Below are 24,879 nucleotides of genomic sequence, written 5' to 3'. Positions count from 1 at the left end.
CCCTCCAACGGGAACGCCTCAAACTCGGTTCCGGCCTTCCACAGTAATCCAAGGAATGCCGATCTACAACAAACTAGTGAAAGTAGGCAACTTCTTCGGCGATTTTCCGATGAATTTAACGGCCAACCAACACGCAAAGTGAACAAATATATCGTCAAAAAAGCCGCCGGCCCCTCGCCGCGGGCGACCTGCCATCCCCAACAGGTAAGCCGACTCCATAACTGGGACATCTATCCTTAACTGGCTATCCTCAACAGCCTGTTCCCATCACCCACAAACTGTCAGGCCCGCGAGCGTGATTTACCGCCACTCCGCTCACCACCTCCCAGCTTGGGTCGATTAAACAACAGCCGACAGCCATCCTCGCCCAACAATTCCTTCAAACGCCGCTGCAACTCGGAACTAACCTCTACGGCGTAACGCCCACTTCGCAAGTGCACCAGCGAGCCGTCCTGCATCTTCATGCTGAACATCAACTCCTGCTTGCCGGGATAACCGCGTAGAATTTCGCGAATTTGCGACAAAAAGCTCGACTGCTGTTGCTCCGGTTCGAGCACCAGCCGCAACCCGCGGGTAAACCGGTTTTCCAATTCGTCCAGCGGCGTCAGATCATTGATCATCAAATTGACTTCGTCGCTGCCACCCCGCTTATCCACCGTCGCCCGCGCCAACAGCACCGCATCCGGCTGAATTGCTTCGCCGATCTCGGCAAACCCGGAAGGCCAGAGAATACAGCGGACAGCCCCCTCCATATCCTCCAAATCAAAGTTGGCATATTTGGTGGGAGCTCCCGGCTTGCCATTCTTGGTGTGCGCCATCTTAATCGAACCGATCATCCCCCCGACGATCACTTCAGATCGATCCTTGACCTTGACCAATTGGTCAGTGGTGTGCGTGCGGAACGTGGCCAGACGAGCTTCGAATTCCGCCAAGGGGTGGCTTTCTAAGTAAAACCCCAAGACTTCTTTTTCCGCCAGCAGTTTTTCTTTGTCATCCCATTCAGGAATATCGGGCAGCGCCACGACCGTCGGCTGATCATCCTCCTCTTCCTCAAGATCGCCAAACAAGCTGGCCTGGCCGCTGCGTCGATCGGCCAAGGCGGAGGCACCACTTTGCAGCGCCCGGTCAACGACGGCCGTCAACTGCGAACGCCGCGCCCCGAAGCTATCCATGGCCCCCGCCTTGATTAACGTCTCAATCGCCGAGCGGTTGCATGAATGGGGGTCGACCCGCTCGCAAAAGTCAAAGATATCTTTGAAGGGCCCATCTTTCTGCCGCGCTTCACTGATGGCGATCGCCGTGGAACCGCCGCAACCTTTAATGGCCGACAAAGCAAAAAAGATCTTGCCGTCCTTGACCGTGAAGAATTTGTCGCTGTGATTGACATCAGGATTGACAATCTCAATCCCCATGCGCTCACAATCCTCCATGTGCTCAACTAATCCATCCTTGCGTTTGAAGTTCCGCGCATCGATGTCGCTGCAGAGCAGGGCGGCCATAAATTCGACCGGATAATGAGCTTTCAAATAAGCGGTCTGATAAGCCACCAAGGCGTAAGCCGTGCTGTGGGACTTGTTAAAGCCGTAACCAGCAAACTTGGTGATCAGCGTCCAAATATCCTCGGCCTCGTTGGCCTTTAGACCATTGGCCACGCTCCCTTCAATAAACTTTTCGTGATTGGCATTGATCAATGACTCTTTCTTTTTACTGATCGCCTTAATACACGTGTAAGCTTTCGCCAGCGGAATACCACCGAGGCGATTAATAATCCGCATCACCTGCTCTTGATAGACCATGATCGAATTGGTCTCGCTGAGCACATCCTCGAGCACCGGGTGCTTATACTCTGGTTGCTGGCGACCATGCTTAATATTCACATAGTCATCGACCATGCCGCCCTCGAGCGGCCCAGGTCGATAGAGCGCATTGGTGGCGATAATGTCAGTGAACTGGTCGGGCTTCATCCGTTGCAGCAAGTCCCGAATCCCCCCGGACTCGAGCTGAAAAACCCCTTTGGTTTCTCCCCTCTGGAGCAACTCGTAAGTCGGTTTATCGTCGAGGGGAAATTTTAGCGGATCGACCCGCACGCCAGTGGTTTGCTCGATCAGCTCGACCGCTTTGCTGAGGATGGTCAGGTTTCTCAGCCCCAGAAAGTCCATCTTCAGCAACCCGGCTGCCTCGACATCATTCATCGACCACTGGGTAATGATGTCTTGTTTGCCCGGCACGCGGCCAATCGGGACATACTCGTCGAGCGGCTTGTCGGCGATTACCACCGCCGCGGCATGCGTGCCCACGTTCCGAGCTAGGCCTTCGATCTTCATCGCCAAGTCGAGCATTTCCCGAACTTCGCCATCACCCTCGTAGGCATTGCGCAGATCGTCGCTTTTCTCCAAAGCTTTCTTGATGGTGATCTTCAGCTCGTCGGGCACCATCTCGGTGATCTGATTGACGCGAGCCAGCGGCAACCCCAACGCTCGCCCCACATCCTTGATCGCTGCCCGCGCAGCCAACGTACCAAACGTGCCGATCTGACAAACGTTGGCATGCCCATATTTATCCTTGACATACTGGATTACCTCACCACGGCGATCCTTCTCAAAGTCAATGTCGATATCTGGGGGTTCTAAGCGACTTTCATCCAAAAACCTTTCAAACAACAAGTCATATTCCAAGGGGCAAACGTGCGACATATAGAGGGCATAACAAACAATCGCCCCCACGCCGCTGCCCCGGGCTGTTGCCCAAATGCCATTTTGCCTGGCATGTTCGACAAAGTCCCACACGATCAAGAAGTAAGTCGGATAACCTAATTTCTCGATCACCCCCAATTCGCGCTCAAGCCGAGCCATCACCTCTTCCGACAGCTCGCCATCGATGATCCGCTGCTCATTCCCCTCGTATCGCTCTTTTAATCCGGCGATACACAGTTCACGCAGGTAATCGAGTGGTTTTAATTGCCGGGGACATTCAAAATTGGGGAAATAGTGTTTACCCAACTCCAGATCGATGTCGACCGAATCGGCAATCTCCTGGCTTCGCGAAACGGCGTGTTCCAAGCCAGGAAATTTCTCATACATTTGCTCGGGAGTGCGGAGAAAATATTGATTCCCGTCCATCTTCATGCGGGAAGTGTCGGTGCGAAAACGCCCCGTGTTAATGCACAGCATCACATCCTGGGCTTCCGCGTCTTCCGGATCGACATAATGCGTATCGCTGGTAGCCACAACCGGCAGCCCCATACGATTAGCGATATCCACCGCACCGGCCAGTTGCTGGCGCTGGATATCAACACCATTGTTCATGATCTCAACAAAATAGCGTTCACCAAACAAACGCTGGAACCAACCAGCCACATCGCGCGCTTCCTGTTCTACTTCCGCGGTGTCAATCCCTTTCAACACCGCGCGGCTGAACTCGCTGCTGACACATCCTGAGAGACAAATAATGCCCTCGTGGTGCGCCTCCAAAAGCTCTTTGTCGATGCGGGGTTTGAAGTAAAACCCCTCCAGCATGGCGGCCGATGCCAATTTGACCAAGTTCTTAAAACCAGTGCGGTTTTGCGCCAGCAACGTCAGGTGGTAACTGGCGTCACGACTGCTACCCGCACCCCCTTTGTCAAACCGACTCCCCGGTGCAATATAAGCCTCGTAACCAATGATCGGATTGATCCCGCCCTCTTTGGCTTTGCGGTAAAACTCCAGCGCCCCGTGCAAATTGCCGTGATCAGTCAGCGCCAAAGCGTTCATGCCGTGCTCGCCGCATCGCTTGACCAGCTTGTCGATTGACCCCGCCCCGTCGAGCAGACTGTAGTGGCTGTGGCAATGAAGATGCACAAACGGGCGGGTCGCGGCAACGATTTCTGTGGACAAAGCAACCATCCTGGCGATGAGGAAAGGCGAAGTTACGGTCGCCCCCCAGCATACACCTCGCCCCCGCACCCTTTCCAGCCTCTCCGTGGCCTCTTTACGAGCCTCAAGATAACCCCCGCGTGTAGGGCGCCAGAACTTTGGGGCCACATCGTGTTTTTAGCCCCCCAGCAGCCTCGATGGAGTGAGCGAGTTGCTAATGCGGCCACTCGGGGTCGGCAATTTTTCGCACCATGGTGCCCAAGCGAGCTTGAGCATCGAGCAGACGCTGCCAACCGGCCAACGGCAGATTCACGTTTCCGCTGGGGTCGTCAATCTTGCCCTGTTCAATCAGCGCTTGCAGTCGACTCTGCAAATATTCCAAAATCTCGCACAGCTGGGCCGCTTGGCCAGGGGTTAAGTTGTCTGGAATCTGGGGCGGTTCGACCATCCCCAGCAAAGCCAACGAATTCTGGCTGGGTTGTTGATTTAATTCGCTTTCGAAAGCAGAGGAACTTTCGGAGGCCGCAGTCACGTCTCGCGTCACCGTTCGCTCGCCGCTGGAATTTGGCTGCAGACTGGCCACTCGATCCGCAATTTCGGCGTCCGAGCCAATCCGCACCAAGCTGCGGCCAACAGCCACCACGTCGCCAAATCTGAGAATCCTCAACTGGCATTCCTGACCATTCACTTTGGTCCCATTCGTGCTATCCAGATCGGTCAGCACGATGCGATCACTGTCTTGTTGAATTTTTAAATGACAGCGACTAACCCGTTCGTCGTTTAATTGAATCGAGTTTCCTTCCTCGCGACCAATGGTGATTGGCGTCGGCAAATCGCGAAACACTCGTCCACGGTCCGCTCCCTGCAGTACGGTTATCGTTACGCGACCCATCGCTGGCGAAGCCTCGTCTGAGAAAAATACGAGTCTGAAAAGTCTTTGCGTCTGCCGTGCCCAGGGGCAAGCTAAAGGATAGTCGGCCGGTTAGCCATCGATACTTTCGTTGGAAAAATTTCTGCGAGCTGGTCTTTTCGCGAGCATCACCCAGGCCAGGCGGGCTCTTCTTTCCTCCGGACATTTATTATAGCCTTTGCACAGACTACCATTATGGTGCTCAGTTTACAGCATCCAGCACCACACATTGGCCCAGAATTTTCGGTAACATACGAAATTGACCTGAACCAATCTTTACCACCCGTTTCGAGTCACCACCACAGTATCTCAAAGGACAACGTCATGCGTTTTACCGCCCCCCTCTGTCTCACCCTGGCCGCCTTTCTGACGCTCGGCTGCGAACCGGCCGCCGATGTGGACACCCCCGATGCCGCTGCCGACACCGCCACGCCCGATGGCAGCACCCCGCACACAGCGGACGATGTTCCCGGCGATGCTCCCCAAGATGACCTATCCAGCGCTAACGAAAGCTACCCCTTTGACTTTAAATTAACAAGCGTTGGGGGCGAAACGATCTCCAAAGCAGATTTCGCTGGCAAAGTTTTAGTCGTCGACATCTGGGGAACTTGGTGCCCACCATGCCGCAAAGAAGTGCCACACTTCGTTGAGTTACAGACCGAACTGGCCGATCAGGGACTGCAAATCGTTGGCATTAACTATGAAGGCACCGACTCGGACAACGAAGCCATCGACGCCATCAATGCCTTCACCGAAGAAATGCCGATCAACTACCCGCTGCTGCTGGGCACCCAAGAAGTCCAAGCTCAAGTACCCGGCTTCCGTGGTTATCCAACCACGCTGTTCATCGATCGCCAAGGCAAAGTCCGTCGTACCGAGGTCGGGTATCACCCCAAAGAAGACCTGAAGAAGTACATGGAAGAACTTCTCAACGAGCAAGCCTAGTTACTTAATGCTCCACGCTCGCCGCAGATAGGTACTAGCAAAACAATCCTCGCTCCGGCGAATGAACGCGAAACCCGCTGGCCAATCGGCCGCGGGAGAGCGCACCGGCGTGGTGATTTTTCTTGCCAACTCTCCCGCATTTTCCAACCTCAGCGGTTTCGCTCCAGAAATCGGCCTTGACGCCCTTCGAGCGCCCTGATCCGCTCTTGACGCTACGCTGAAAAGAGTGCTACTCACCGGGTCCCCAACAAGCATTATCCAATTGCTAAGCGTCCGTGGACCCGCCTATCATGTCTAACCGCATCTTGCCCTTCGCCCTTGCCGTGTTGGCTGGTAGCTTGCCAAGCATCGGCTGCAAATCATCCAATCTTTTCACCCCCCCAGCGAGCCTCGCTCCCCAAGCTGACCACGACAAGCTAGCCGCTGACAAACTGGCTGGCACCGAAAAAGCATCTGAACACGTTGGCCCGCTGGCTCTCGCCAACCAAACCAACGGCCAAGACAAAACTGCTAGTCAAATTGCCGACCAACCGAACGACGCCACCGCAACGGGGGAATTTCAGTTAAGTCTCGGCGATCAAGGGGAGCAAGCAGCATCCGCCCCAACTGGCAACTCATCCGCCAACTTGCCCGCCGAACAACCTGAGAGTAAGCCCGATAGTGAGTTCCATAGTGAACCGCACAGCGAACCGGACCAACTTTCCGCAGCACAAGTCAGCGAACAACTCGCGACGGCGACCGTCCTGCAAACCTCGTTAACTCCCGAATCAGAGACTGCGGAATCAGAGACGGCGAGCGGCGTCACCAGCAGCTTAGCTTCCGCAGCCAAACGAACGTTAGCGGCGATCGGACTTTCCAACCCCACGAAAAATTTCCTCTCGCGGGAATCACTAGCTGACGAGTTAGCCGAATTTGAGAGTTTTCCCTTCGCCTTTAACCTACCCAACGTGGCCGGGGAGCAAGTTGACAGCACGCGTTTTGGTGGCCAGCTAATGGTGATTGACGTCTGGGCGACTTGGTGCGGGCCTTGCCGCAAGGCGATCCCGGAATTCGTGGCGCTGCAGTCAGAATTTGAGTCCCACGGGGTACAAGTCATTGGTATTACCTGTGACTCCAACAACCCCGACGACGCCGCCGAAACAGCTCGCAAGGCTTATAACATTGGCGAGAAGATGAACGTCAATTACCCGCTGCTAGTCGACGATGGCACGACCAGACCCCAAATTCCCGGTTTCCGCAGCTTCCCCACCACGTTGTTTGTCACCGCCGACGGTCAAGTCCGCTATCTGGCTGTGGGCGTTCAACCTCAAGAACGAATGACCGCCATCATTCGAGCCATTTTGGATATCTGAGGCTTCTCCACGAGCGACTGCACTCCTGACGCTGCCGGGGCGCTTTTGGTAATCTCCATGATACTGATCACATCCTGGAGATTCCGACTTGACTTCCGCTGCGACCCTCGCCGTTAAACCATCCCGTCAATTTCCCTTTTTGGCGCGGCACCCTTGGGTGCATGCAGCTTCATTAATTGACATCGATCCGGGCCTGCCTCGCGGTGCGGTTGTCGATCTGACCACGCACGACGGGCATTGGATTGGACGCGGGCTCTACAACCCGAACAGCGGTCTCCGTGTGCGGCTATACAGCTGGAACAGAGATCTCGAGTTGGACGCGGAGTTCTTTCGCCGGCGGATTGAAGAGGCGATCCAGCGGCGTGCTTGCCTCGGACTCGGTGGGGCGGATCAAGCAGTGCGGCTGGTCTACAGCGAAGCCGACGGGCTCAGTGGTTTAATCGTTGATCGCTATGCCAACACCCTGGTGATTCAACTAACAGCGGCTGCCATCGAAGAATTCCTGCCACCGCTTGTGCAGTACTTACAAGAGACGTTACAGCCTCGCGCGATCGTGCTGCGCACCGACCCCAAACTGCAAGCGGCGGAGAATTTCTCGCTCGAAAGCAGTGTGATTTACGGCGCGCTCGACCCCGAACATCCGGTCGCCTTCCGACAAAATGAACTCCACTTCGAAGTCGACCTCGTGCGTGGCCAGAAGACCGGCGCCTACCTGGATCAACGCGACAACCATGCCGCGGCAGCTCGGTATTTGACGGGCCGCACGGTACTCGACATGTGCTGTCACACCGGTGGCTTTGGCCTGGTCGCCGCCGCCCGTGGTGCTGCCGAAGTGCTCGGCGTCGATAGCAGTCAACAAGCGTTGGCGGCCGCTCGTCGAAATGCGGATCGCAATCAGCTCTCAAACTTACAATTTGAAACGGGCGACTGTTTCGATACCCTAGCCGAGATGGCCAAAAGCCGCCGCAAGTTTGGTGCTGTCGTTGTCGACCCACCGCGGCTAGCCGGTTCCCGAGCCAAAGTCGAATCGGCGTTGCGAGCCTATTACCGCCTCAACCGCTCGGCAATCGACCTCCTCGAACCGGGTGGAATCTTAGTCACCTGCTCCTGCAGCGGCCGCGTCACGCGCGGTGATTTCCTCAATACGCTCGTCGACGTTGGCCGCCGCGGACGACGCGACATTACCGTGCTGGAGAATCGCGGAGCGGCTCCAGATCATCCCATGCGAGTCTCTTGCCCAGAGTCTGACTATCTCAAATGTCTGATCTGCGAAGTCCGCTGAGGCTGGCTTCCACTCGCGTGGTTAGCCCTAGCGTTCGCCTCGCAGATCTTTCAGCAATCGCGGAACGTAGCTGGAATAACGCGAATCGGGCATCGGGCCCTGGTTGCTCAGAGCGGAAATTTCCTGCTGAAAACCGGCTAATTCCGCTGCGGGAATTTCACCCAGCGCGTCGAGCGCCAGCATGGCGGCCCAAACCGACTGCTGGCCCCAATCGGCATCTTGCACTAATTGCCGCACCGCTTTTCTAACTAGTTCCGGAGTGCCATGCATCGCCAAAGCTCTCGCGGCGGTGACACGAATTTCGGGAACTTCATCTTCGAGCGCCGCAATCAACCTATCTTGCTGAGCCTGCACCGCTTGTTCTCCGCCGATCAACAAACCGACATGTGCCCAATAGCGAACCACGCGATTCTGATCGTTGAGACCAGCCTCGGAGTTGCCGCTGACGTCCGACACGGGCCGTGAAGCTTGCTCGGCGGCTTGGAACACACGCTGAAAATCATAGGCCCCAGGAGTACGAGCCCAATCATAAAACGGCTGATCGCCCGCCAAAGCAAATCGCTGACCTTCGGGGATCAAGCCCAAGTCCAAAATCTGCTCAGCGTGATCTTGCTGCGCTAGCCTCAGTCTTTCCAGAATAGCTTGATGGGCTGCGGAGTTGGCCAGATTCCGAACTTCGTCGCGATCCTGCTGTAAATCATAGAGTTCTTCATTCTCTTTAGGGGTCTTCCAAAAAATAGACTGAGCCGCATTCAAGACGCCCGCATCATATAACTTTCTCCACTCCGCCGTGGTTGGTGTTTCAAATTGATAAGATACATGTTGGCCTTGGGAGCGTTCGGGATGATAGTTGCGAAGATAGACATAGCGTCCATCGGTGACGCTGCGAACCAGATCCAAACGCTCGTCCATGCGTCCTCGAAAACCATGAATAAATTCTTGCGGCGGCGAGATATGGGCTCCCAGGAAAGCGTGTCCTTGCATCCAAGCCGGAGGTTTGATCCCAGCCAAGCTAAGTACCGTGGGAGCGAAATCCACAAAGCTCACCAAACGCTCAGAAACACCACCCGCTTGATAATCCGCCGGTCTTAGCTCGGCAAACTGCTCTGGGATGTAGACGATTAGGGGCACATGCAAGCCGGAATTACAAGGCCAACGTTTCGAGCGTGGCATCCCCGAACCATGATCCCCCCAGTAAAACACGATCGTCGAATCGACCAGGCCTGCTTCCTCCAGCTCTCGCAAGCGAGCGCCAGCCGCAGCATCCGCCCGCGTGACGCTGTCATAATAAATTGCCCAATCGCGTCTTACCGTGGGCGTATCGGGATGATAAGCGGGCACGCGCATCGCCGCTGGGTCATGCGTCGTCGGTCCACTGTGTTTTCGAATGGCACTTTCGTGACTGACGGTCGAATTGAAAACCGCAAAGAATGGCTGTGCATCCTTTCGATTTCGCCAGTGCGCTTTACCTGAAGATTCATCCCAAACTTTTCCTGTCTTATGCACGTTGTAATCTTCTTTGGAAGCGTTCGTGCAGTAATAACCTTCATCGCGCAAGAAGCAGGGGAACATGCGAGTTCCCTTGGGCATCTTGACCATGCTGCGCATATCTTCAGCACCCAAACTAGCAGGGTACATGCCCGTGATCAGCGTCGTACGAGCTGGAGCACAAACGGGCGCCGACGACCAACACTTGGCATATCGCAAACCTCGAGCCGCCAACTCGTCGACATTAGGAGTCGTTGCCTGGGGATCTCCGTAGCAGCCCATTTCAGGACCATGATCTTCGCTGGAAATCCAAACGATATTTGGCGAGCGATCAGCCGCCAGGCCCACATTTGCGGCGGACGCCAAAAAAACAAAGCAGGCAAAGGAGGCGAAGAAGAGCAAGCGTATTAAGCGAAGACGCGACATGAGCACAAAATCCTGGAGTGAACGGGGAGAGGCTTGCGATCATTTTAACTGAGCGAGCGGCATGGCGGGACCGAGCCCTAGGCTGCCGGCGAGCGATTGGTCACTACGGTGGTGATCGCCCACGCTAGCGAGGCAAACGCCTCCGCCGGTCAAGCCGGCCTGCGAATTCCGGCATTCCTGCCGGGCCATCGCGCAGGGTTTAAATTACGAGTAAAAAATGGGGAAATGGCATAAAAATCGCAAAATGGCGAGGAAGCTACCGATCCGCGGGAAGCACGCGGGGACGCCTTGCCGACAAAAACTCAGTTCGTTAGAATTGGTGGCGTGAGATGGACAAGAGCCGTAACACGCATGCACCCGTGGCACAATTGGATAGCGCATCGGTCTTCGGAACCGAGGGTTGCAGGTTCGAATCCTGCCGGGTGTACTCTTTTCAATCTGCGAACTGATGCTGCCACGCCAGTTCGCAATGAGTGCCCAAGCTCGCCGCGTCACTTTCGCCGCGAAAAATGCCCGGTTTTTACGGTGTTCGCGGCTCCCCGAGACTCTCGGCGGTCTCTTGTTGGCCGGCACGCTTGAACGGTCGTCGCCCAATTCTGGCGACTCCCGGCCAAAACTATCGCGCTCTCGCCTTTTCTCGGCGCTCTAAGTTTATTCGCCGTTTGCTTCGGCCCCTGCGAGCCAGACGACAGAAACCATGCTCGGGTTAACAGCTCTGAGCATCTTTCGGCGGTTTGATGCGTTCGACCACATCGGGTGGAATGGTCAACATCAGCGACCGGCCGTTGTCCCAGCCGACATCGACTTGCGTCCAACCGTTTTGCGGATAAATCCCCGCGACAGTTCCGGTCGTTCCAACTGGAATTGGGTTGGGATCGTCGGCCATTAAGATCAGCCGAATACGATCACCCGCTTTCAGTTGGCTCGTCATCGTTGCGGTTTCCTGATCGAGGTTGTTTGGATTGGCTGTGTCAAACAGCACCGCCGAGGTAGCTCTTTTTGAGTCGATCGAGCATCTCACAGAAAATATAGTGCTCTTCGAGAAGCGGACCGTCAGGACCGAGGTCTGCATCGGCTTTTTCCAACGCGTCGACCAGGGGGCGAAGATTGTCTGTGATTTGGTAGTACGATTCGCGGATATCCTGGTAGGTCGCTGGGTCTAGCCTTTTCATTTCCGTGCAAAGTGCGGCGACTTTGGATTCCTGGGCTTCGGTCATCGGCATGTTGGGATCGTCCTGAGAGTTCTTAAAGTGATGATGTGTCCTGGCGTCGGCACAATTGAACGCAAGCCGGTGCGATGGTTCAAGCAAATTCCATGAACACTTTCGACGCTTTCGCGGAACCTTGCAGGTTCAACGAGGTCGCCCACAAACGCGCCGTGTCGCGAAGCGGGGGCAACTCAATAAACGTACGTAAACGAAAAACGCCGCGACGTTGGGCCAACGTCGCGGCGTTTGATCGAAGTTTAGAAAGTGTTGGTAGTTTGGCTAACCAGTTCTAGGTCAAGCGGGTTCACTTTTGGGGAGCCGCTTCCGAAGAAACGCCCACATGGAACGCTGTTGGTTCCAGTCGAGTGTCTTGGCGATCGGGCGAACTTCGCGTTCTAGGATCGCGTCGCGACCTTGGACGGTCCGTGGTAGGGCGAGGATAGCGTCTTGGATGTCGGGGGCGAGGTTATCGAGCCACATGATTTGTGACATGCGGGTGGTGGAGATCTGGCCGTAGTGGGCCAGTTCGCTTTGGTTGATGATGACGCCGTCGCGGACGAGATCGCGGCAGCGATGGGCCAGGGCCAGCAACCGCGTGATCCGTGGGACTCGCCCGAGCGGCTTGTCAGGGGCCTTGCCGTCGGCGAGCGACTTGCTGCCGTTGCGCCGAACTTGAACGTGGAAGGATTTGTTGATGGTGAGCTTGGCGTTCATGCGGGCACCTCCATGTTTCCGGCGGTCAGGCTTTGCATACCGGTGTCGTGGAACGTGATCCCGACGTTGCCCTCGACGCCGTCGAAGTCGACTCGGTTAACGAGCAGCGACGTGAGACGGACCTGTTCGCGAGGCTGAATCGTTTGCCATAGTTCTTCAAAGCCGGCGAGGAGCCGCCGGACGTCAGCGGTGTCGATGGCCTGGGATTGGAGCGATTGAAGTGCGATGCCGATGGCCTTCAGTCGATCTTCGGCGGTGTCGATCCTTTTTTGCAGCTCGGGTAGCCCGGCGACTCGGCAGTTGTTGGTCGCGTTGGCGGCGATGGCCCGTAACTTTTCATGGTCGTTGCGGAGTTGCCGTTGCAGCGATTTGCATTCGGCTTCGAGGTTGTCGTGGAGAAGTGCGGATCGCGATTCGATTTGCCCAATCGTTTGATCGAGCAAGTCTTCGTCGGTGCCGATGGTTTGAATTTGTTCGACCACAAAACGTTCGATCTCGCCTGCCGGCACCGAGGGAGCCGGGCACTTCGCCCAGCCTTCTTGCATCGCGGTGCCGCAAACGTAGTAGCGGTACCGCTTGTTGCCTTTGCAGCTGTACGAGTGCGTCATCGGTCGGCCGCAGGATCGGCACCAGATCAGGCCTTTGAGTAGTGCGTTGTGTTTGTTGCGAACGTCGGTTCCGCCGGATTGGCCATTCCCTTTGAGTTGCGTTTGGACTTTGTTAAACACGTCCAGGGGCACAATCGCATCCTGTTCGCCTTCGTGGGTTTCGTCCTTATAGCGGATCTTGCCGATGTAGGTGACGTTGGTCAGTAGCTTGTAGACCGCGTTCTTCGTGAATTCGCGTCCGCCGCGATGATCGCCCTTCTTGGTGACCCATTGCTTGGTGGTCCATCCGCGCCGTTTGAGTTCTTTGACGACGGGCAGCAGTGAGCGATGTTCGATATACAGATCAAAGATTTGACGAACACGGTCGGCTTCGGTTTCATCAACGATCAGCTTGGTGTGCTCGACCGTGTAGCCGAGCAACGGCATGCCGCCGGACCATTTGCCACGTCGGCGAGACGCGGCCACCTTATCGCGAATCCGCTCGCTGATCATTTCGCGTTCAAACTGGGCGAACGACAGCAGAACGTTCAGGACCAGCCGGCCCATCGAAGTTGAGGTATTGAATTGCTGAGTGACGCTGACGAACGAGACGCCGTGTTGGTCGAACGTTTCGACAATCTTGGTGAAGTCGAGCAAGCTGCGGCTGAGTCGATCGACTTTGTAGACGATTACACAGTCGATCTCGCCGGCTTCGATGTCGGCCAACAGGTTTTGCAATGCGGGCCGTTCCATGTTGCTGCCGGTGAATCCGCCATCGTTGTAGGACTTGGCAACGACTTCCCAGCCTTCGTGTTTCTGGGAAGCAACATAGGCTTCACCGGAATCACGTTGGGCGTCCAGCGAATTGTAGTCTTGGTCGAGCCCCTCTTCGGTGCTCTTGCGGGTGTAGATCGCGCATCGAACGGTCTTTTTTGCTTCTTTCATCATTTGGATTCCTGTTGATCGAGCTTGAAGAACCGGTTGCCGCTCCAGTGCGACCCGGTGACGTGTTTGGCGACAGCGGAAAGCGAACCGAATAGCTCGCCTTCATGTTCAAAGCCGCCCGGCGTGACGCGGACGCGGATCTCGCGGCCTTTGTAAACTCGCGTTATGAGCGTGCCTGGAAGCGGCGTTGTGGCCGATTGCGTTCCCGTGGGTAGAACTCTCGTACGTTTGCCGGCATTGTCGGAAAGCCGTCGTGTGGCCGGCGAGGTGACTCGCAGGTCGGCACCGTCAGCCAGTTCACGGATGCGGTTGATGGCGTCCGATGAAAGACCACCTTCGACGAGGGCTTGCATCCGCCAAACGATTCGGCGGATCAGCCATTTGCGATTCTTGGCGTTGGTGGTTTCGCCGGTGACGGTGGCGAATTGGACGCGTAGTTCGCCGCAGGTCATCTTCTGCAAGCGAGCGACCTCTTTGGCAATGTTAAGCTTCATGGGGACCCCCTGTATTTGGTGCGTTGGTCGCCGAGACGTTCGGCGTCGTGACACTGAGCCCTGAGTTCGCAGACGAGTCAACCGAGCGCTGGCCAGTTTCGGAAGAACTCTCAGAGATCGGCCGCGAGACTCGCGACAAGGCTCGCAAATTGATGATTGCGTCGGCCAAGCAAGTGGCGATTTGCCGTTGGCGGGATTGGGGAGAAGGCGATGAAGATTCGGCTTTGGTGAGCATCCATACTCGGGGGCATGAGGGCGGCCGACGTCGGTCGGCGGGGTTGCGAAATATCCAAAGGCTGGGTCGATGGGTGGGCGGGTGAATGGGGTGTTGCGTTGATTCAGACTTGGCCGAATGAATTGGGCTCGAGTTGATCCCGGATCGGTTCGATCAATGGTCGGCCCCATTGAGTCTTTTGGAGGCCAGCGAAGAATGCGTTGCGAGAGACTTCGACATCGAGCTGAGTGACCGCTTCGGCCAGGAAATTAGCCGTCGGTACCACATGGCTGGTGCGGTCTTTGCGTTGTCGGGTAAGACGTTGGAGGTGCCCAAATTCGACAAGCTTTCTGGTGGTCCGCACCAGCCGCATCTTCTTGCGGGCGTCTTTGCGAGTGGCCCAGTACGTCGGCTCAAACGGGACGCCGTAGTACTCCATTCCGATCAGCCATTTGTCGCGGATCGAAAACCTGGCAAACGCCAGTTCACCGAAGACTTCGATTTCCGCGACGAGGCAGCGGGCCAGTTCAAAATGACTCTTCTTCATACTTTCTCCAAAAGTCGGACAACGTGTTCCAGGAAACAAACTCTAAGCAGGTAGGCCGCTGATTCGGCGGGCCCTGACATGAAACGTATTTTTTGTAGGACCCGTTCGTCCTTGGGAATGGCCGTTTATTCTGCGAGGCGCCGAATCGAACGGTCATGTGCTCCGCCGAGATTTTTGAATACCGCAATAACTCAATGCCGCATGACCCACTCACATACACACAGGGAGAAAGAGGTTTGGATGGGTACATGATGTATTGATGTATTATTATTGTTGTTATTTAAACCTTTCTTCTTTCTGGGTTTACGACGATTTCAGGTCTTGCGGTATTCGTTGCGGCATTCGAATACCGCAGTGATGTATTCCCGGGGAAATCGCATCGAAGCCAATGCCGCAATTGCGGTATTGAAGTGCCTCAGTTTCCAACGAGCCGATAGACGAAGCCACTGCGTGTTTTCGAGGTGCGTTTCTCGCAGACAACTCTTTGCTGTTTCTGCAGCAGATCGATCACTTCCTTATGGTCGCTCGGACGCCATGGAAGTCTCCTGGTCAACTCCCATTCGGGCATCGGTTTTTCACCGTGGTCCTTCTTCCAGTTCTTGAGATACCGCACCAGCTCTTTTGCCATCGCATCAAACGCATTCAAAGCGACATGATCTGCCGCCTTGAACAACATGCGACGCGTTTGATGCTCAACCACTTCGATGGCCCACTGAGCCGACGCAGCATCAACAATAGGATTTCGACAACGGTGACTGATCGCATGCAACAAGGCCAACTTGCGGGTCTGCTCACTGACGCGTCCCCACACGGTGGTGCCGACGGGATCGCTCGCCTCCTCCGCTTTTTCGTACTGCGTCTCGGCATTGACTCGGGCTTCGACGAGCAAACGCTCCGCATCGACGTCGTGCGGGACGATCGCCGGTACGGGGCTCCGGTTGGGCAAATTGCCTGCCGGCCCCGGCCGGTACTCCTCCCACCACTTGGCTGTCTCGATGATCGAATCGGGGACATCGCGAATTTTTGGCTCTTGCCCCTTTCCTCGCTTGCCACACTCAAAGATCAACATTCTGGCGAACAGGCCGTTGGTCAACATTCGCTCTGAAAGAGCGGCGTAGTAGTGGTTCGGAATCGCGGTTCCAAAGATCACCAAGTTTGGCTGGTCGATTACTCCGGCGGCTTCTTTGCCCGCCTTGCGACGCATGGGATAAACGCTGTTGGCCGACGAATACATCGTCAGCAGTGTCGACATCAGCTGTTCATAGCGAGCGTCTTTTGACTTGCTGATCGACTGCAGCAACCCGTCGATCTCGTCTGTTTGAAACAACATCGTCGGCGTCAGATGCAGTGCATCCTGCAGACCCTCTCCAGACGCAAACCTTTCGCCCGTTTGGTCTGCCACGCCGATCTGCTGAAGGATCCGAACGTTGAGTTTTCGCGGCCAGTCCTTCCCCGCCGCCGAGTGTGCGAGGCCAAGCAGGTACAAGTTCGTTCGGTTGTCACCTGGGTCTCGCACACGGCGACCGGCCAGGAAGGCTTGCAACGCGAGTGCACCGCAAAACGCCATGACCGGATTGGGATAGGGTGCCGTGTCGAGGCAATGATCCATGACCTCGTTGACGAATCCAGGGACTCGCAAAAGCCGCTCGGGAAGCGGTCCGGGATCCTCGATCGACGAGGCTGGTTCGATCGGAGGATCGTCGTCAGGTTCCTCCTCCGTGCTAACTCGAACGTTGAACTGACTTAGGTCGACTTCATCAAGCGGTTGCGATGTGCACTCATCACGTAGCCAACCGAACGGCCGATCGTGCGGTTTAGTTGCGGCTTGGTTGATCTTGTGTTGCAGGTCTTGGTCAGACCATGGCGGCACGCACCGCGGGTTGTAGTGCTGGGTCAGGATCGCGAGAGCGTCACTGGCTTCGATTCCAAAACCATGAACGAGTGCCGTGGCCGCTGCGTAGGTTTGCGAGTGACCTCCGCTTCCCGAAATCGCTGGTGGCATGGCGTCGAGGTACGCGATCGCTCGCCGCTCGATTTCGTTACGGCTGTCGGTGGAACGGTCAGTCGACGGTGAAGTTTTTTGCGACGTCTCCGGCCAGAAGTACTGGCAGAGCTGAGTGAGCTCATCCTGTTTCGCCGCGATCTCGGCGCGTGCATCCGACAGACGCCTCCCCGTAATCGTGAAGAATCGAGCGTGATCGTAGACTTCAATCTGCCCCGATTGATCCGGCCCCAGCCCTTTTCGTTGACAACCAACGTGAGGCGGTTTGCATCCTTCGACGATCAACTTCACACCTCGCCCCGACGGTGAAACTTCGGTGTAGGTGGCGAGATAGTCAACGATATCTTTGCCCCAAGTGAAGTTTCCTGACTCATCCAAGCAAACGTCCAAATCAATGCCGGTGAAGCAGTCGTCCGGAGTAAGCACGAACCCGATGCCGGCCAAAACGCGGTCATCTTGAAACTCCTTCAACGCTTCATCGAACGATGACCAGTCGTGAGAGTTGGTCGTGCTAGCTTTGTGTCCAGTCTTGGCCGAAATTGGCACTTTGGTGAAACCGTTGTCGGTCTTGGAGAACTTCCAAGCGACCCACTGATCGAGTTCGACCAATCGTTGTGGAATATTCTGTATCGCGAAGTCACGAACGCTCATTTCATCGCCTCCTTGCGAGTGGATTGGTTGGTGCGGGTCTCGTCCATGCGACTCAGTTCGCTGGCGATGTGATCGAAGCTGGCTTCGAAGAAGACGCGAGCGTTGCCGGCCCAGCCGGTCGCTTCGATTTTTCGCGATCGAATGATGTATTCGATGCGGTGGACCTTGGTGTCTAACCGCCGAGCGATCTCGCCGACGTTTAACAACAACGGAGGCTGTGACATGGATTTCCTGTTTGCGCGCGGAAAGGTCTCTCAGCGGTTGCCGGTTGATGGGCAAGCTGCGAAACCAAGAAAGAGAGGGACCAAAATCTGCTGCTTCGCCCGATTCGCGGGCGAATGGCAAATTCAAAAGAAGCTCGTCGCGGTGAATCGCGGACGGGCGAGAAGCCGATTGGCTGAGTGGGGCGCTGGTTGGCTGGTTAGCTGAGCGGCTCGGTGTTCGAGCGAGCAGGATTATGGGAATTGAAGGAGGCTTGTCAAACAAAAATTTCCGCTTGGACTCTCATTGCAGTTGGGTGGATCGCGATGACCGTTTGGCACGGCAAAACACGCTAAAAACGGTCGCGGCAAAACGCTCAAGCGATCCGAGCGTGAACGCAGCCCCGTTAACGCTTCGACGCGAGTTGGCCGACCGCTTGGTGGTTTGTGCTGCCGCCAGCGGTCGGAAAACAGCGGCAAACACGGGTCGAATCGTGCTGCTTCGTTTCAGTATTTGGAATTCTCTGGTGTTACGAAAATTGGCGTTGGAAAAATCCGAACTTTGCAAAATAAAATGCGACCTTGAATCATGAGGCAACGATCGCCCTCTACCTTTTACCTATGCCGTTCTTGGTGACGATTGCGCGCTGCTTTGCAAAATCCATCCTAAAAAGTTCGGCGAACAACCCTGCTCTATCCCTAGACCTTCCGGTTTTTTCGCCCGATGGGCGAAACACGACGAAGGAATTGCAAAATTAGCTGGCCAGCGCGATTTCCAGCCGTCGGGCGCTCTCGCCGACGGTCAACAACAACGGAGGTTGTGACATAGCTTTCCTTGCAACATGCGGAGGGACCTCGCAGCGGTTGCCCGGCAATGGGCAGACGGCGAAGCCTAGAAAGAGAGGGACCAAAATCTGCGGAGTCATCGGCCATGCAGGCACGAGTGGCAGATTCAAAAGAAGCTCGCCGCGATGGATCGCGGGCGGGCGAGGAGCTCGTTGGCTCGATCGGTCGATGGTTAGTTGGCTGAGTGGCTCGGTGTCCGAGCGATTGGGATTATGGGAATCAAAGCCGGTTTGTCAAATCTTTTCAGTCGCCTCGATCGGCAATGCAGTCACCCAGGTCGCGACGGCACTTTGACACGGCAAACCACGGCGAAAATGTTTGCGGCGAAAACGTTGGACGACCTGGACAAGAGACGTTTTACCACCATCGCTTCGACATGGATTCGTCGACTGATCGATCGTTCGTGCTACCACGAACGCGCGGGAAGCAGCGGAAAACACGGGCCATATCGTTCTTGCCCGTCTCTGGATTTGGGATTTTCCGACATTCACAAAGCCAGCGTTAAAAAAATTAGAACTTTGCAAAAGTAATTGGCATTGTGAATCAAGAAGCAACCTCGCCGCTTCTACTTGTAGACTTACCGCAGTGGCCCATTAGCGACAGTACAGGTGTCGGCGAATTCGGCAACGGCCGCACTGAAGAGTTATTCGCTTGATACCTGCACTTGCATGATCCCCGTTTTCAGTGCTTTGAACCGAGGACAGCGAGTTCTTAGCTTGGCCAGGAAAACGGACACAACTGATGGAATTCAGCTTCTACTCTCACTCCTGCGGAAACCAATTCAAGGCTGTGTGTTTTGCCGCGGGGATATTGAGCGAGCGGATGGCTTTGCGTAGCTCACGTATTTGCCGCGAGTAGGAGACCGCATCGATGGGCTGTTTGATGGTTTGCTGTGCCGAACGCATTGCCTGCTGGAGCGATTGCGTTGGCAGTTCCTGCACTTGAGCTTCGGCGATTGCTTCGCGAGTCAGTTCAATCATCGCTTCCAGTCCCGGACGAAAGGCGAAGCCGTCCGTGAGCACTTCGGAAACCGGTTGCCCAAGTCGAAGTTTTTCCATGCTGGGAATGGGCTCCGACGTAATCAGAAAGTGGTTCTCGTCGAGCAGACAGAACACGCCGTGCGTCATACCGGGCGGAGCCTTCGCTTCGATGCGGTCGCTTTGGATTTGAGCCGTTGCCTGAAACCATTCCTCGGTTCTTCCGGGATTGATTGTGTACAGCAAGAAGGCGTTGGCGATCTTCGATTTTCCTGATTCAACTTCGACGCTTAGCGTCGTGCCCTTGCTTTCACGTCGTTTCACCTTCGGAACGTTTTGTTGCCCCGGCAGATTGCCCGATGGATCAGCCGCGTTTTTGTAGGGCACGCTGCCGTTGTAATCTTCCAGCCAACGATTCAGGTCGGCCAACAACTGCGCAGCGATTTCAGGATAGTCGGAAGCGACGTTCTTCGTTTCGCTCAGATCCTGCTGCGTGCCGCCTTCGTCATACAGGCGGAACAGTTGAACTTCGGGAGCTGTGTTCAACGAGCCGCCCGTGTTTTTCATCAGCTTCCACGGGCCGCGGCGGATCGTTGAGAAGGCTGCATTAAGAACCGGGTAGTGGAAATAAAGTGTGTCTCGTGGTTTGCCATCAGCGAACCGAGGCGTGTCGTGCTGGCCAGTGATGACAGGCATCAGGTTGCAACCGTCCAGAGCAAGTTCGCCACGATCGGCTCCGGCAATGGCGAGGAACGTGGGGAACAAGTCGATCAGGTTGATAGGCGTTCGAGTGTTCACGCTGGCGGCATTGATGCCTGGCCCCATCACGAGAAACGGAATGCGACAGCCACCTTCGTAGGATGACGCTTTGCCTTCACGAAGCGGAGCATTGTCAGTCACTTTCTCGAACTCGGTCTTCCCAGAAGCGTTCTTCCAGTTCCGAAGTTTTTGAGCACCGCCGTTGTCGCTACTGATGAAGACGTAAGTGTTGTCGATCAGTTTGTGGCCGTGCCAGCGCGGATCGTCGGTGGTTTCCAGCGTGTGAACGATCTGCCCGATGATCCAGTCAACCGAGTCAACCATGCTTGCATAGTAGGGATTGTGCTGACCAGGTTTGTCGGGATCTGAAATCGCCCCCTGATCGGTCGGAAACGGAATGCCGAGCTTCTGGCAATAGTGCGCCAACCGTTTGCGATCGCGAGTCATCACCGGACCATGAACAAGGTTCGGGCAAAGGTTCAGGAAGAACGGTTCGTCGCCAAGAGCCACCTTCTGAATCCAACGCTGCGAAAGATCGGTCATGCTGTCGTACGGTCGATCGTCTTCCAGAAGGGGAAATCGCGGGTCGTTGAAAGCATCCAGGAGTCGATTCTTTGGCTGCTCGAACAGGCCGGAGAAATTGGCTTGCTTCGGATCGTTCTCGTTGTAGATCGCGGGATCGTTGTACTGCTTTTTGTGATCGAATGAGAAATCGAATCCAACCTGAATCGGAGCCGGATAGCCAGACGCTCCGGCCACATGCCACTTGCCAACGTGCGCTGTTGTGTAGCCAGCCTGCTTCATCGCCATGCCGATGGCCGGTTTGCCAGGCATCAACCGTCCGACGTAATAGGGATCGAGCATGGAATTGGATTCACGTCGCAAACGCGGTACCTGACATCCCATGTTGACGTGGTACACACCGTTGTGCGGCGTCCATTGCCCCGTCAGGAAAGCGGCTCGCGAAGGAGCACACGTCATGGCGGGAGAATACGCCTGAGTGAACCGAATCCCACGCTCGGCAATGCGATCCAGATGCGGAGTTTCGTAAAACGGTTCCTCGCCGTGCTGATCGCGATAGTAGCAAGCCACATCCTGCCAACCGAGATCGTCAACCATAATGTGAACGATGTTCGGCTGCGAAGGACGCTGGGCGAATGCTGTCGCAGAGCAGAACATGATGGCGATAAGCAATGCGAACCGTGGTGTGTTGTCCATAGTTTTCCATCGAGTTTATCGGTTGGATTTTTCGTTTAACGGCAAGCCGCAGGCGTCGGCGAGCAATCGGGGACACCGTCGCCTGCGGCTTGCCGTTAAACAATTTGCGAGCATTCATGACACCGTCGCCTACGGCTTGCCGTTAAACGATTTGCTGGAATCGGAGAACTCAGTGGCTGGTGCCCCTTCTTATGTTGGCAACGAGGGAATCGAACATGGCCTGAGCTTTCTCGGGCATCACGGAGAACAAGTTCCTTTCTTCGGAAGGATCGTCGCGAAGATTGTAGAGTTCAAAGATCTCGGGAAAGCGATTCGAACCTGTGTCGACGATTTTATCGGGGGCAATCGTGTGGTCTTTGATTATGTAAATCCAGTGCGGCAGAATCAGCTTATAGTCTCCCTCGCGAAGCGCTAAAGTGAAGACGCCGTTGTGAGAGTGAACTAAATCACGTCGCGTTGCCCCTTGAGGAACTTTGCCGAGCAGATAGGGCAGGATGCTGAAACTGTCCTGCCCTGCATCATCGGGCATTTCGCAGCCAACGATTTCCGCGAACGTTGCCATCATGTCGGTGAAACAGACGAGCTTGTCGCAAGTTGTCCCGGCGTTCACTCTGGCTGGCCATCGGACCAAAAATGGCATGCGGTGTCCCCCTTCGTGAAGCGCACCCTTCATACCTTTCCGGTTCCCGGACGCACGATGATTGAACCGTTCGATGTCGCTTTTGTACCAAACCGGACCGTTATCACTGGAGAACACCACCAGCGTATTCTCAGCAGTCCCCGTTGCGTCGAGAGTCTCAAGAACTTTGCCGACACAATCATCGAGAGTCATCACCCAGTCGCCATACTGCCCAGCGCCACTCTTTCCTTTGAATGGCTCCGTCGGTAACCACGGCGCATGCGGTGATGGGTAGGAAAGATACATGAAGTAAGGAATTTCCTTTGCAGAGTGCTGCTGGATATAGTCAATCGCCTTTCGATTGATCGTCGGCAGGCAGTCGATGAACTTCCAGTCCGGTGCTGCTGCACCTCCATACCAATGCGCCCCCTGCGTTTTGGGATTCGACACATCGCCTCCCGGTTGCTCTTTTTTTTCTGTAGACGGCGGCGTCACATAGCGATCATTTTCAATGAACGCATAGGGCGGCATTTCCGGCGCATCGATGCCGAAGTAATAATCAAAACCGTAGTCGACGGGAGTTCCGGGAAGTGTGCCGGATTTGTCTGGGGAATGTCCCATTCCCAAGTGCCACTTGCCAAAGCAGGCCGTGTTGTAGTCCTTCGATCTAAGCAGGCTTGCAATCGTGCTCGTCCCTTCCTCGCCTTTCAAATTCGAAGCTCCGAAGTGGACCCATTCTCGCTTCCCACTCTTAACTCGCTTCTCGTATTCTCCTCTCCACTTGCGAAAGGGATACCGTCCTGTGAGCAGACCGTATCGACTGGGAACACAAATCGACGCCGGGGCATGGGCATCCGTAAATCGCATCCCTTCTTTGGCCAGTCGATCGATGTGTGGCGTTGGAATCCGCGATTCCGAGTTGTAGCAAGTTGGATCACCGATCCCCAAGTCATCGGCAAGGATGAAGATGATGTTTGGCTGCGACGGACGCTGGGCGAATGTTGCTGCGGAGCAGAACGTGGTGATGATGAGTAATGCGAAGCGAAGTGTTGTGCTTATGCTCATTTTGTTTTCTCACAAACTGACTGGTGATGTTTTTCGCTTAGTTTAACGGCTAGCCGCAGGCGTCGGCGACCAGGCATGAGACACCGTCGCCTGCGGCTTGCCGTTAAACGAGGCGCTGTGATTGGACAACGCAGTCGCCTTCGGCTTGCCGTTAAACGCAATACCGTTCAATGAAGCATAACCGCTGACTGGTCAAAGGTTTTCGTCAACGGTTCTTGGTTTCGATGTTCGGGGCGGCATTTGTGCCAACGTGACATTTTTCGTTTGATCACGCGTGGGTTGATGCGGTTGCGGCGCGGCGGGATTCGCTCACGACTCATTTCCCAGACCACAGCTGCATACCACTGCGAGAAACTTACTTCGTTGCTCGGATCGCACTCCGGTAATCGAGTCTTGAGTATTTGAAAAGAACCCTTGAACGACAACCGATCAACGTCCATGTTCGCTTCGGTAGCCGCTTCAAGCATTAACGCGCGAACCACGAAATGACCTAGCGACATCGCATACAACTCTTGCTTCAGACCGTCGGTCGTTTCGCTGCGAAGATTCGTTGTCTTCTCGGCCCGACAAGGATCTTGGTGAGTCTTCTGCTCATCAAAGACCATTTCTTCTTCCCAGCGTTCGTGGTACTCCATAATCAGTTCCATGGCCGGAAACTCCATCGGGTCCATCAGGTTGGTCATCAATCGATGAACTTCATCGTGACCGACACGCTGAGGGTCATCAAGCTTGTACTCGATCACTCGGACTAGGATGCCTTGTTTGTCATTTTCGCGATACCAGTTGCTCGGATAAACCTTTGCCAAGAAGGATCCATCGTCGAAGCATTTGATCGGTTTGAACACCATCGACTTTTGAATGCGAACAAGCAATTTGTGCTTCTCATGCAGTAATTTCCAGTGTTTGTAGCTAAAAAAGCCCCTGTCTTCGTACAGTAACGCGTCTTCGGGAATACGATCCCATAGCTGCTCGACCAGCTTCTTTTCGGAGTCTTTCCAACCGCCGTAAACAAATGCGAACTCGATGTGAGTTCCGAGTTCGACAAGACTGACTTTACGGACTTGAGGAAAGGGGGCTGCGCCACGACTTCCTGACGAGCGTCCAAGATGCTGATGCGCATCGCAATCAGGCAACTCGAGAACCGTACCATCGATCGCGACCCGGCGCATACCGCGATAGAACGCACCAGGCGTCTGCGGCGTGGCCAATGGGCGGACCACTAAACTGTGCAAGGCAACGAGTGGTTCGCTCCCAAGTCGTTGACGCGCTATACATAGGCTGGACCTAGCTGGCGATTCTTCTCCGTGCCGCAGCCGACGGCAGGCTTTGAAGACTTGACGGATAGGAAGCTCAGTGAAAAGGCCCATTGCCAATACGACCCAAATCATCACTTCGTTGGTCAGCGTGCAGGACCGCTTGGTCTGCTTGCCGGTATCGGCGAGTGCTCGCTCTACAAGTTCAGGTGCAATGATCTTTTCAAGTCCAGCAATCCGATCTAAAATCCTACCGTTGACTTCCGAAGAGAGGTCAGAGCATCCTTGCCCGTTCATGTCGCGGCTCCTTGCGAGGTTGGTTGGTG

18 protein-coding genes and 1 tRNA gene are annotated in these 24,879 nt (G+C 55.3%); 4 read left to right on the top strand and 15 right to left on the bottom strand.

Annotated elements, in window-relative coordinates; genetic code table 11:
- Positions 1 to 281: 281 nt before the first annotated feature.
- Positions 282 to 3,881: a DNA polymerase III subunit alpha gene (dnaE, locus tag SH139x_RS05595; RefSeq protein ID WP_488354293.1), complete on the bottom strand. Its 3,600-nt coding sequence runs from the start codon at positions 3,879 to 3,881 to the stop codon at positions 282 to 284.
- A gap of 184 nt (positions 3,882 to 4,065) precedes the next feature.
- Positions 4,066 to 4,743: an FHA domain-containing protein gene (locus SH139x_RS05590; protein ID WP_488354292.1), complete on the bottom strand. Its 678-nt coding sequence runs from the start codon at positions 4,741 to 4,743 to the stop codon at positions 4,066 to 4,068.
- Positions 4,744 to 5,085: 342 nt separating this feature from the next.
- Between SH139x_RS05590 and SH139x_RS05585 the strand changes: the two genes are divergently transcribed.
- The 3 genes from SH139x_RS05585 to SH139x_RS05575 all read left to right on the top strand — a co-directional run bounded on the left by SH139x_RS05585 (position 5,086) and on the right by SH139x_RS05575 (position 8,340).
- Positions 5,086 to 5,706 carry a TlpA family protein disulfide reductase gene (locus SH139x_RS05585; RefSeq protein ID WP_488354291.1) on the top strand — a complete coding sequence of 207 codons (621 nt, stop codon included), beginning with the start codon at positions 5,086 to 5,088 and terminating at the stop codon, positions 5,704 to 5,706.
- 290 nt (positions 5,707 to 5,996) lie between these two features.
- Positions 5,997 to 7,058, top strand: coding sequence for a TlpA family protein disulfide reductase (locus tag SH139x_RS05580; protein ID WP_488354290.1), 1,062 nt, complete (start codon positions 5,997 to 5,999; stop codon positions 7,056 to 7,058).
- An 88-nt stretch (positions 7,059 to 7,146) separates the two neighbouring features.
- On the top strand, positions 7,147 to 8,340 hold the full coding sequence (locus tag SH139x_RS05575) for a class I SAM-dependent rRNA methyltransferase (RefSeq protein WP_488354289.1): 1,194 nt from the start codon (positions 7,147 to 7,149) through the stop codon (positions 8,338 to 8,340).
- A 27-nt stretch (positions 8,341 to 8,367) separates the two neighbouring features.
- Here the strand turns inward: SH139x_RS05575 and SH139x_RS05570 are convergent, their stop codons facing one another.
- On the bottom strand, positions 8,368 to 10,254 hold the full coding sequence (locus SH139x_RS05570; protein WP_488354288.1) for a sulfatase-like hydrolase/transferase: 1,887 nt from the start codon (positions 10,252 to 10,254) through the stop codon (positions 8,368 to 8,370).
- 353 nt (positions 10,255 to 10,607) lie between these two features.
- Between SH139x_RS05570 and SH139x_RS05565 the strand changes: the two genes are divergently transcribed.
- Positions 10,608 to 10,681: transfer RNA gene (locus tag SH139x_RS05565), tRNA-Arg, on the top strand.
- 279 nt (positions 10,682 to 10,960) lie between these two features.
- Here the strand turns inward: SH139x_RS05565 and SH139x_RS05560 are convergent.
- The 12 genes from SH139x_RS05560 to SH139x_RS05505 all read right to left on the bottom strand — a co-directional run bounded on the left by SH139x_RS05560 (position 10,961) and on the right by SH139x_RS05505 (position 24,850).
- On the bottom strand, positions 10,961 to 11,185 hold the full coding sequence (locus SH139x_RS05560) for a DUF4314 domain-containing protein (protein ID WP_488354287.1): 225 nt from the start codon (positions 11,183 to 11,185) through the stop codon (positions 10,961 to 10,963).
- A gap of 40 nt (positions 11,186 to 11,225) precedes the next feature.
- Positions 11,226 to 11,477: a hypothetical protein gene (locus SH139x_RS05555; protein WP_488354286.1), complete on the bottom strand. Its 252-nt coding sequence runs from the start codon at positions 11,475 to 11,477 to the stop codon at positions 11,226 to 11,228.
- A gap of 279 nt (positions 11,478 to 11,756) precedes the next feature.
- A complete protein-coding gene (locus tag SH139x_RS05550) occupies positions 11,757 to 12,176 on the bottom strand; it encodes a hypothetical protein (RefSeq protein ID WP_488354285.1) in 420 nt (139 codons plus the stop codon).
- Positions 12,173 to 13,711, bottom strand: a complete 1,539-nt coding sequence (locus SH139x_RS05545) for a recombinase family protein (protein WP_488354284.1) — start codon at positions 13,709 to 13,711, stop codon at positions 12,173 to 12,175. Before SH139x_RS05545 ends, SH139x_RS05550 begins: the two co-directional genes overlap by 4 nt.
- Positions 13,708 to 14,202, bottom strand: a complete 495-nt coding sequence (locus tag SH139x_RS05540; protein WP_488354283.1) for a DUF2924 domain-containing protein — start codon at positions 14,200 to 14,202, stop codon at positions 13,708 to 13,710. Before SH139x_RS05540 ends, SH139x_RS05545 begins: the two co-directional genes overlap by 4 nt.
- Positions 14,203 to 14,540: 338 nt before the next feature.
- On the bottom strand, positions 14,541 to 14,963 hold the full coding sequence (locus tag SH139x_RS05535) for a hypothetical protein (RefSeq protein WP_488354282.1): 423 nt from the start codon (positions 14,961 to 14,963) through the stop codon (positions 14,541 to 14,543).
- Between the two features lie 415 nt (positions 14,964 to 15,378).
- Complete coding sequence (locus SH139x_RS05530) at positions 15,379 to 17,616, bottom strand: DUF3987 domain-containing protein (protein WP_488354281.1); 2,238 nt, start codon at positions 17,614 to 17,616, stop codon at positions 15,379 to 15,381.
- Entirely contained in the window at positions 17,613 to 17,840 is a 228-nt protein-coding gene (locus tag SH139x_RS05525) for a hypothetical protein (protein WP_488354280.1), read from the bottom strand. The genes SH139x_RS05530 and SH139x_RS05525 overlap by 4 nt, the downstream gene beginning before the upstream one ends.
- Before the next feature lie 1,583 nt (positions 17,841 to 19,423).
- Positions 19,424 to 21,517 carry a sulfatase-like hydrolase/transferase gene (locus SH139x_RS05520; protein WP_488354279.1) on the bottom strand — a complete coding sequence of 698 codons (2,094 nt, stop codon included), beginning with the start codon at positions 21,515 to 21,517 and terminating at the stop codon, positions 19,424 to 19,426.
- The gene (locus tag SH139x_RS05515; RefSeq protein WP_488354278.1) at positions 21,510 to 21,734 is read right to left on the bottom strand and encodes a hypothetical protein; all 225 of its coding nucleotides are present in this window, start codon (positions 21,732 to 21,734) and stop codon (positions 21,510 to 21,512) included. The genes SH139x_RS05520 and SH139x_RS05515 overlap by 8 nt, the downstream gene beginning before the upstream one ends.
- Positions 21,735 to 21,785: 51 nt before the next feature.
- Positions 21,786 to 23,300, bottom strand: coding sequence for a sulfatase family protein (locus SH139x_RS05510; RefSeq protein WP_488354277.1), 1,515 nt, complete (start codon positions 23,298 to 23,300; stop codon positions 21,786 to 21,788).
- A 167-nt stretch (positions 23,301 to 23,467) separates the two neighbouring features.
- A complete protein-coding gene (locus tag SH139x_RS05505) occupies positions 23,468 to 24,850 on the bottom strand; it encodes an IS4 family transposase (RefSeq protein WP_488354276.1) in 1,383 nt (460 codons plus the stop codon).
- Between the last annotated feature and the right edge of the window lie 29 nt (positions 24,851 to 24,879).

It is taken from the genome of Kothea flammea (assembly GCF_052161645.1).
In the GTDB taxonomy this organism is placed as follows: Bacteria; Planctomycetota; Planctomycetia; order Pirellulales; family Pirellulaceae; genus Laterigemmans.
This window is presented reverse-complemented; position numbering and strand designations above follow the sequence as displayed.